A 9,912-nucleotide genomic window follows, 5' to 3' on the forward strand; every position below is an offset into this window, starting at 1 on the left:
GCAAGGGTCGCCTTATAGGAGTGGGGGAAGTAAAGCAAGTGGTCCTTTCTAAAGAAAAGATAACTGAATTACTTACAGGCAGCTAAAAATTTTTGTGCAAAAATGTAAGCGCTAACATGATTTAACGGAATAAAGGGGGAAAGAACAATGGATATGTTTGAACAAATTCGTGAGCACGAGCAGGTAGTATTTTGTAATGATGAAGCAACTGGATTAAAGGCGATCATTGCGATTCATAGTACACGTTTAGGGCCAGCATTGGGCGGCTGCCGAATGTATCCTTATAAATCAGTGGACGATGCACTTGAAGATGTACTGCGGCTTTCAAAAGGCATGACGTATAAATGCGCAGCGGCTGATGTAGATTTCGGTGGAGGAAAGGCAGTTATCATTGGCGATCCTACAACAGATAAGAGTCCTGAATTGTTCAGGGCATTTGGCCAGTTTGTTGAGTCAATCCAGGGCCGTTTTTATACAGGGACAGATATGGGGACGGATCCGGAAGATTTTGTTCACGCACTAAAAGAAACGAATTGCATCGTTGGCGTAGATGAAGTGTATGGTGGAAGCGGAGACTCTTCAGTACCAACAGCTCAGGGTGTCATCTTTGGATTGCAGGCAACCAGCAAAGCTCTGTGGGATACGGATGATTTATCCGGTAAATCCTATGCGATCCAGGGACTGGGAAAGGTAGGCTACAAGGTAGCAGAGTATCTTCTTGATAATGGCGCAGACCTGTATGTTACAGACATTAATCAAAAAGCAATCGATCAGATCGTTAAGAAGGCGGAAGAAATGGGAGCAGCAATCAAAGTCGTTACCAGTGACGAAATTTATTCCCAGCCTGCGGACATTTTCATTCCGTGTGCAATGGGCGGAATCATTAACGATGACACAATACCACAACTCCAGGTAAAAGCAGTCGTTGGTTCTGCGAACAATCAGCTTAAGGAAGAAAGACACGGTCACGTCCTTCAGGAAAAGGGTATTCTGTATGCGCCTGACTACATCGTCAATGCTGGCGGATTAATCCAGGTGGCGGATGAGCTTTATTCACCAAACAAGGAACGAGTCTTGAAGAAGACGAAGGCTATCTATAATTCTCTTTTAAATATTTACAGGCAGGCAGATAGTGAAGGAATTACGACTGTTGAAGCTGCGAATAAATTTTGCGAAAACCGAATCGAAGCCAGAACAAGACGCAACAGCTTCTTCTCTCATATGAAGCGTCCAAAATGGGCAGTGAGAATGTAATAGAATCATAGACTTTTTAAAAAGGGTGAGCCGATGGAAAAGGATTTTCCGATTTTTCAAGTGATGGACCAAAACGGAAACATTGTTTCCGAGGATTATAAGGATTTGGTGACAGAAGAGCGAGTGAAGAAGTTCTATTCGGAAATGGTAAGGATCCGGACGCTGGACAGGAAGTCTATCAGTCTTCAGCGCCAGGGGCGTATCGGGACGTACGCGCCATTTGAAGGGCAGGAGGCTTCCCAGGTTGGAACCGCTCTTGCACTAGAAAGTGATGACTGGATGTTCCCGACGTACCGAGACCACGGTGCTGCCATGGTGTTCGGCCACTCTCTGAGGAATATATTGCTGTTCTGGAATGGACGAAATGAAGGCTGTGTCCCGCCGGATGGGAAAAAGATCTTCCCGCCCGCCATCCCAATTGCAACCCAGATTCCACATGCTGCAGGGGCAGCTTTTGCTGAAAAACAAAAAGGAACAAAGAATGCGGCGATTTGTTATTTCGGTGATGGAGCGACTTCGGAAGGTGATTTTCATGAAGGCTTGAACTTTTCAAGTGTCTTCAAATCTCCGGTCGTATATTTTTGCCAGAATAACCAATACGCAATTTCTGTCCCGATAAGCAAGCAGATGAATTCCGCAACCATTGCACAAAGAGCTCTTGCGTATGATATTCCTGGAGTAAGGATTGACGGGAACGATATTTTTGCCGTTTTTGCTGAAACGGAAAAGGCACTTGAGCGCGCCCGCAATGGCGAAGGTCCGACACTGATTGAAGCGATGACGTGGCGGTATGGATCACATACAACTGCTGATGACGCATCGAAATATCGTGACCAGGGAGAAAGTGCGCTGAAGCGTATGGAAACGGATCCTTTGTTAAGGCTTGAACGCTGGATGAAAAACGAAGGACTTTACGATGAAGCATGGGTGAAGGAAATAGAAGCGCAGGCAGCTGCTGAAATTGATGCAGCTGTACAGGAAATGGAAAAGTTCCCTAAAGCTGACCCGGCAGTGATCTTTGATTATGTTTTCGAAAAGCCTACATGGACAATTGAGAAACAAAAGCGGGAATACCTTGAGCTGATCGGAGGAGAAGCTTGATGAATACGGCAATACAGACAAAGACCTTGACGCTTGTCCAGGCGATTACCGATGGACTGGATACGATGCTCGGTGAAAGCAAGGATGTCATACTCCTTGGTGAGGATATCGGAAAAAATGGCGGGGTTTTTCGGGCGACTGATGGTCTTCAGGAGAAATATGGAGAGGACCGCGTGGTAGATACTCCTCTAAGTGAAGCAGGTTTTGTAGGGGCAGCGATTGGCATGGCCGTTAATGGATTCCGTCCCGTGGTGGAAATTCAATTCCTGGGCTTCATTTATCCTGCTTATGAACAAATCATGACCCATGCTTCGAGGCTGCGAATGAGGACATTGGGGCATTTTACCGTGCCAATGGTTATCCGAGCTCCTTATGGCGCCGGTGTACGTGCACCTGAAATCCATTGCGACAGCACGGAATCCCTTTTTACCCATATGCCGGGAATGAAGGTGGTCTGCCCATCCAATGCCTATGACGCCAAAGGCCTGATGATCGCTGCAATTGAAGATCCGGACCCTGTCCTCTTTTTAGAGCCAATGAGAAGTTATCGTTCCTCACGCGGTGAGGTTCCGGAAGGCAAGTATACAGTTGAAATAGGAAAAGGAAAAAAAATGACCGAAGGCGACGATGTAACGGTTATTGCCTGGGGCGCGATGATACCGGTAGCGATGAAGGCTACTGAAGATATGAAGCAAAAGGGTGTCCAGTGTGAGGTCCTTGATCTGAGAACACTTTATCCAATTGACAAAGATCTTGTCATAGAGTCAGTCCAGAAGACAGGACGAACGGTGATTGTCCATGAAGCACATGCAACGGGAGGCACTGGCAGTGATTTGATCTCCCTGATCAATGATGAGGCATTCCTTTATCAAAAGGCTCCGGCCGAAAGAGTTACAGGCTATGATACGCCTGTTCCGTATTTTGGGTTTGAAGATCATTATCTGCCGACTCCGAAAAGAGTCGCAGCTGCAATCGAGAAAGTAATGAAGTTTTAGGAGGCGTGCCGATGGTTGAAGTAAAGCTCCACGACATTGGGGAAGGCATGACCGAAGCGGACATCAATTGTTACCTGGTGAAAACAGGAGATTTCGTCAAGGCTGATGATCCATTGGTTGAAGTCCAGACAGACAAGATGACCGCAGAGATTCCCGCTCCCCGTTCAGGTGTAATTAAAGAACTATTGCTAACCCCGGGGCAAACGGTAAAGGTAGGGACTACCCTGCTGATCATGGAGGAAAGTTCCGGTGGAGTCCAAACTAGCGAGTCCCAGAAGGTCGCTGATGTTGTAAAAACAGAAGCCAAACCTGAAGAAACTGCAGTAGCTGTATTGGACAGACCCGCTACAGTCAAGTTGCCTGTAGGTGTAAGCGCGCGACTTGGGCAGATTCTGGCCTCTCCCTATACGCGGAAAGTTGCCCGTGAAAATGCCGTCAACATTATGGAAGTAAAAGGAACCGGACCAGCAGGCCGGATTACCGAAGAAGATATATTGGCATTTGTTAAATTAAGAGAGCACGGGGTTTCGAGCACTTCGGAAGCTGGTTCCGAACAGGAGATTCCGAACATTTCGCAACCTGCTTCTGAACAAGAGGTTCCGAACGTTTCAAAACCTGCTTCCGAACAGCAGGTTCCGAACGTTTCGAAAGTGGGTTCTGAAGAAAGGGCTCCGACCGAGAAAAAGCTCAGCCACCAGGATATACTGCCATTCCGCGGCCGCCGCAAGCAGATTGCGAAAAAGATGGTCCAATCCATGTATACGATCCCTCACTGTACCCACTTTGAGGAGATTGATGTTAGCGAATTGATTGCTTTGCGAGATGAGATCAAGGGTTCCGGAAGCTCTATATCTGCGACGGCGTTTTTTATTAAAGCCTTGTCAATTGCTTTAAAGGAATTTCCGATCTTTAATGCAAAGCTCGATGAAGAAAACGAAAGCATTCAGCTGTTGCGTGAGCATCATATTGGAATTGCCGTAGATACACCTGAAGGCCTGATTGTGCCGGTTATCAGGAATGTTGAACAAATGAATCTAAAGCAAATTCATGATGAAATGAAGCGTCTGACAAAGCTTGCACTTGATGACAAGCTAACGGTCAAGGATATATCGGGCGGTACATTTACTATTAGCAATGTCGGTCCACTGGGCGGCAGTATTGGCGCAACACCAATCATCCAACATCCGCAGACAGCGCTCGTTTCTTTCCATAAAACAAAGAAACGGCCAGTTGTCACAGATCAAGATGAAATTGCCATCCGTTCAATCATGAATCTGTCAATGGCTTTTGACCACAGAGTCGCAGACGGGGCAACTGCTGTTGCTTTTACAAACCGTTTCGCACAGTTGATAGAGAATCCAAAAATGATGCTGTTGGAATTGATGTAACTGGTATTAAGAGGCGATACTTTACCACGCAAAAGCATTATAGCTTTACATCGCGCTCTTGAGAGGGCAGGGATAATTACTATAAAATAATTTTAAATATTATAAATATTCTTTCAGGAGGTTTTACAATGCAAGAGAAAGTTATGGTATCTGGCCAAAGTACTGAGGACTTTTTTCCGGTCCAGGATGTTGATTATTTAGAGCTTTATGTTGGGAACGCCAAGCAGGCGGCTCACTTTTTTCAGACGGCTTTTGGTTTTAAGGTAGTTGCCTATTCCGGTCTAGAAACAGGTAACCGCGAAACAACTTCTTATGTGCTTCAGCAGCGAAAAATCCGTCTGGTTGTGACTGGAACATACAACGATTCTTCACGTGTAGCTCAGTTTGTCAAGACTCACGGCGATGGTGTCAAGGATATCGCGCTAGCCGTTGATGATGTCGAGAAGGCATATGAGGGAGCGGTAAAGCGAGGCGCTATAGAAATCCAGCCGCCACATGAAGTTTCTGATGAAAACGGTACGTTAAAAAAGGCCGTCATCGGTACATATGGAGATACAATCCATACACTCGTTGAAAGAAAAAATTATAAAGGACTTTTCATGCCAGGCTTTGTTGAGCACGAAACAACAGTCCCTGTGAATGACGCAGGTTTCATCGGCATTGACCATGTTGTCGGCAATGTTGAAAGAATGGAAGAATGGGTTAACTATTATGCGAATGTTATGGGCTTCAAGGAAATGAAGCACTTCACTGATAAGGATATCGTGACTGAGTATTCAGCGTTGATGTCTAAAGTAATGCACAATGGCGGCCGCATCAAGTTCCCAATCAACGAGCCGGCAGAAGGAAAGCGTAAATCACAGATTCAGGAATACCTTGAATTCTACAACGGACCGGGCGTCCAGCACCTTGCGATTTTGACAGAGGATATTGTCAGCACAGTAGCACAACTTCATAAAAATGGAGTGGAATTCTTGAGCACACCAGATTCATACTATGAAATGCTTTCAGAGCGTGTTGGCGAAATTGACGAAGAGATTGATAAGTTAAAAGAACTTAGCATTCTTGTGGACCGTGACGATGAAGGCTATTTGCTGCAGATCTTCACGAAGCCAATCGTAGACCGTCCGACGCTGTTCATTGAAATCATCCAGCGTAAAGGCGCAAGAGGTTTCGGTGAAGGAAACTTCAAGGCTCTATTCGAATCAATCGAGCGTGAACAGGAAAGACGCGGCAACCTTTAATAGCCGGGACAGAAGGGGGCGATTCGCTCCCTTTTCGTTATAAACGGCGGCAGAAAAAATGGGGGATGAACATGAATATTAAAGCAAGAGCAGAACTTAAAGGAATCACACCATATGCCCTCGGCCAGACGATTGAGGAAATCAAGGAACAGTATGGAATCACAACAGTAAGAAAGCTTTCGGATAATAAAAATGTCTATGGCACTTCACCAAAGGTCAGAGAAGCAATCATGCAGGCATCTGCCAATCTGGCATTCTATCCAGACGGAATGACAACAGGGATCGTAGAGAAACTGTCATACCATTATAAATTAGACCAGAAGCATTTTCTTGTTTCGAACGGTTCAGAAGAAATCATTCGCCTACTTACACGGGCATATATCAGTAAAAATGATGAAGCGGTCATGGCGGAGGTAACTTTTCCTCGCTATAAAACGAATGTACTGATTGAGGGCGGCGTATCTGTCACCGTTCCGATGATCGATGGCAGGCATGATCTTAAAAAAATGCAGGAAGCCATCAACGAAAAAACAAAAATGGTATTCGTCTGCAATCCGAACAATCCGACCGGGACGATCGTCGCCAAACAAGAATTGCTTTCGTTTATCGACAATGTGCCTTCAAACGTCCTGATCATTATGGATGAGGCTTATTTTGAATATGCGGATTCTGATGAATACCTTGATACGATGCCGTTGCTTGATCAATATCAAAACATTGTCATCCTAAGGACTTTTTCGAAAATCTATGGCCTTGCGAGCCTGCGTGTTGGCTACGGCATCATGCATGAGGAAATTGCTAAGGAACTACACAAAGTAAGGGATGTTTTCAATGTCAACCAGCTTGCCCAGGCGGCAGCGATGGCTGCGCTGGAAGACCAGGCTTTCGTCCAGGACTGCTCTGGTAAAAATAGTGCAGAAAGAGACTTCCTGAGTGAGAAGTTCAAAGAGTTGGAGATTGATAGTTTCCCATCGCAATCCAACTTCCTGTTTGCCTTCACAAACAAACCGGTCATTCAGACGCTGACGAAAAACGGCGTCCTTGTCAGGCAAATGCTGCTTCCGGGCTACAAGGAAGCATTCCGGATAACTCTCGGCACTCGTGAAGACCATGAATTCATTCTGCAAATCGTCAGCCAGCTTTTTCATGAAAGGGCGGTGTAAGCCTTGGAAATCAAAACAGATACACTTGAATGGAAAGACGCATACAAGCTTTTGCAAGGCTCTGTCCTGCCGCGGCCAATCGCGTTTGTTTCCAGCCAGGATGAAAGCGGGAAAGCCAATTTGGCTCCATTCAGTTTCTTTACCGTCATAAGCGCGAATCCGATGATGGTCTGCTTTTCACCAATGAGGAGAGGGACTGATGGCGCGAAAAAGGATACGCTGAAAAACATTGAAAGCACAAAGGAATTTGTCATCAATATTGTCAGTGAGGAGTTCGTCCAGCAGATGAATGACTGCGCTACTGAATTCGCTTCAGATGTCGATGAATTTGAAGCTTCTGGACTTAACAAGGTCGATAGTGTAGTGGTTAAACCATCACGGGTCAAGGAGTCGAAGGTCCACCTTGAATGTGTTCTGGACCAGGTCCTTCACTTTGGCGGGGAAGAGGTGGGAGCAGGCAGCCTTGTCATCGGCAAGGTCGTTCATGTACATGTGGCAGATGAACTCTATGAAAGCGGGCGCATCAATTCGGAAAAATTGAATCCGGTAGGCAGGCTGGCAGGAGCGACCTACACACTGCCACTGGCAAAAACCTTTGAGCTGCAAAGGAAATAGGTGATGATATGAAATTCATAACTTTTATGAAAAAAGACGGTTCAATCCGTGCAGGCTGGATTAATTCGCAGAATCAGGCTGTAGATATGCACGAAGCATCGAACGGTACATTGCCTGACAATATGCTGGCATTCATCGAGAACCATGATGTATTCATGGAGTATATCGAGAAAAATAAAGGTCTGATTGAAACTGGCAGTGGTTCCTATTCTTTGGCTGAAGTCACCTTAAAATCACCGCTGCCGAATCCGAAGAGTGTCCGTGATTTTTACGCATTCGAGCAGCATGTAAAAACAGCGCGCGAAAACAGAGGACTAGAAATGATTCCGGAATGGTATGAAATCCCGGTGTTCTATTTTACCAACCATCTTGCCATTAAGGGTCCTGAGGAAGACATCAGGCGGCCACAGAACTGTGAATGGATGGATTACGAACTGGAAATCGCCTGTGTCATCGGCAAGGAAGGCCGGAATATTAAAGCGAAGGATGCCGAACAGCATATTTTTGGCTTTTTTATCATGAATGACTGGAGTGCCCGTGACTTGCAGCGACAGGAAATGAAGGTCGGACTTGGTCCGGCGAAGGGGAAAGATTTCGCTACTTCTTTCGGTCCACATCTGGTCACTAAAGAAGAGCTGGAATACCTTAAAGCGGGGAAAGGCTACGATCTTGAAATGGTTGCTCGTGTCAATGGCAAAGAGCTGTCCAAGGGAAATATGAAGGACATTTATTATTCATTCAGTGAAATGATCGAGCGTGCATCAGCGGGTACGACTCTGTATCCGGGAGAAGTGATCGGCTCAGGAACAGTCGGAACAGGCTGCATCCTCGAACTAGGAACGGATGTCCATCGCTGGCTTGAGCCTGGCGATGAAGTGGAACTTGAAATTGCGGGACTCGGTGTCCTGAAAAATAAAATTATAGAAGAGTAGAAAGTAGGTGTTTTCATGTATTACCGCCAGCTGGGAGAAATCCCGAAGAAACGCCATACCATTTTTAAAAAGGAAGATGGTTCGCTGTTCAGGGAGCAGGTAATGGGAACAAAAGGTTTTTCTGGTACACAGTCAATTCTTTATCACCACCATATGCCAACAGAGGTTGTGAGAAGCGAATTGATCGGAAGCTACTTGCCTGAATATGAGGAACAGGGCTCACTGAACCATCGGCACTTCCTGACTGACCAGATCACGCAAACTGGGGACGCGTTAAGTGGGAGAGAATATATCCTCGGCAATGACGATCTTTTGATTGGGTTTGCGAATATTACTGAACCGATGAAGCAATTTTACCGAAATGGCGATGGAGACGAGATGTTCTTTTTCCATCATGGTTCCGGCAAGGTAGAAACAATGTTTGGAACAATAAACTATCGCCCTGGTGATTATGTCGTTATTCCAATCGGCACGATGTACAGGGTTGTTCCAGATGATTCCGAGCAGACAAAGGCATTGATTGTCGAATCGTTTAGCCAGATTACTACACCAAGGCGTTATCGCAATGAATATGGGCAGTTGCTCGAGCACAGTCCATTCTGTGAACGAGATATCAGAGGACCTGAGTCACTGGAAACTTTCTCTGAAAAAGGGGAGCATGAAGTCATCACGAAGACGCGCGGTCATCTGCACCGCCATGTATTGAACCACCACCCTCTTGATGTTGTCGGCTGGGATGGTTATCTTTATCCATGGGCTTTCAATATTGAGGACTTCGAGCCAATCACTGGTCGGATTCATCAGCCGCCACCAGTCCATCAGACGTTCGAGGGCCATAATTATGTGGTTTGTTCTTTCGTGCCAAGGCTTTACGATTACCATCCTGAAGCGATTCCGGCGCCATATTACCACAGCAACGTCAACAGTGATGAACTGCTGTACTATGTGGAAGGCAATTTCATGAGCCGCAAGGGAATCAAGGAAGGCTCGATTACATTGCACCCAAGCGGAATCCCGCACGGACCACACCCAGGCAAGACAGAAGCGAGCATCGGCAAAAAAGAAACACTAGAGCTTGCTGTCATGATCGATACCTTCCGACCGCTGAAGACGGTGAAGAAAGCCAAGGATATCGAAGACGACCAATATATGTATACATGGATTGAGAAATAAGTTAAGAAGGCCAATTCGCTGATGAGCGAGTTGGCCTATTTTTGTGG

At 46.0% G+C, this 9,912-nt stretch carries 9 protein-coding genes; all 9 read left to right on the plus strand.

All coding sequences use genetic code 11. The features are described 5' to 3' along the window. The first annotated feature begins 147 nt into the window (after positions 1-147). The 9 genes from ACH0QE_RS09115 (at position 148) to ACH0QE_RS09155 (ending at position 9,865) form a co-directional block, all read left to right on the plus strand. Positions 148-1,254 (plus strand): Leu/Phe/Val dehydrogenase, encoded by a 1,107-nt coding sequence (locus ACH0QE_RS09115; RefSeq protein ID WP_415800388.1) that lies wholly within the window; start codon positions 148-150, stop codon positions 1,252-1,254. 33 nt (positions 1,255-1,287) lie between these two features. After that, positions 1,288-2,355 (plus strand): pyruvate dehydrogenase (acetyl-transferring) E1 component subunit alpha, encoded by a 1,068-nt coding sequence (gene pdhA, locus ACH0QE_RS09120; protein WP_415800389.1) that lies wholly within the window; start codon positions 1,288-1,290, stop codon positions 2,353-2,355. Then, positions 2,355-3,350 carry an alpha-ketoacid dehydrogenase subunit beta gene (locus ACH0QE_RS09125; protein ID WP_415800390.1) on the plus strand — a complete coding sequence of 332 codons (996 nt, stop codon included), beginning with the start codon at positions 2,355-2,357 and terminating at the stop codon, positions 3,348-3,350. The genes pdhA and ACH0QE_RS09125 overlap by 1 nt, the downstream gene beginning before the upstream one ends. Positions 3,351-3,361: 11 nt before the next feature. After that, positions 3,362-4,738, plus strand: a complete 1,377-nt coding sequence (locus tag ACH0QE_RS09130; protein ID WP_415800391.1) for a dihydrolipoamide acetyltransferase family protein — start codon at positions 3,362-3,364, stop codon at positions 4,736-4,738. Between the two features lie 128 nt (positions 4,739-4,866). Beyond that, complete coding sequence (hppD, locus tag ACH0QE_RS09135; RefSeq protein ID WP_415800392.1) at positions 4,867-5,982, plus strand: 4-hydroxyphenylpyruvate dioxygenase; 1,116 nt, start codon at positions 4,867-4,869, stop codon at positions 5,980-5,982. Positions 5,983-6,053: 71 nt separating this feature from the next. Next, positions 6,054-7,145, plus strand: coding sequence for a histidinol-phosphate transaminase (gene hisC / locus ACH0QE_RS09140; protein WP_415800393.1), 1,092 nt, complete (start codon positions 6,054-6,056; stop codon positions 7,143-7,145). A 3-nt stretch (positions 7,146-7,148) separates the two neighbouring features. Next, on the plus strand, positions 7,149-7,760 hold the full coding sequence (locus ACH0QE_RS09145; protein ID WP_415800394.1) for a flavin reductase family protein: 612 nt from the start codon (positions 7,149-7,151) through the stop codon (positions 7,758-7,760). An 8-nt stretch (positions 7,761-7,768) separates the two neighbouring features. Next, positions 7,769-8,692 carry a fumarylacetoacetate hydrolase family protein gene (locus ACH0QE_RS09150; protein ID WP_415800395.1) on the plus strand — a complete coding sequence of 308 codons (924 nt, stop codon included), beginning with the start codon at positions 7,769-7,771 and terminating at the stop codon, positions 8,690-8,692. A gap of 15 nt (positions 8,693-8,707) precedes the next feature. Further along, entirely contained in the window at positions 8,708-9,865 is a 1,158-nt protein-coding gene (locus ACH0QE_RS09155; RefSeq protein WP_415800396.1) for a homogentisate 1,2-dioxygenase, read from the plus strand. Positions 9,866-9,912 lie beyond the last annotated feature (47 nt).

It is taken from the genome of Mesobacillus sp., from assembly GCF_047739415.1.
Taxonomy (GTDB): Bacteria; Bacillota; Bacilli; order Bacillales; family Cytobacillaceae; genus Mesobacillus.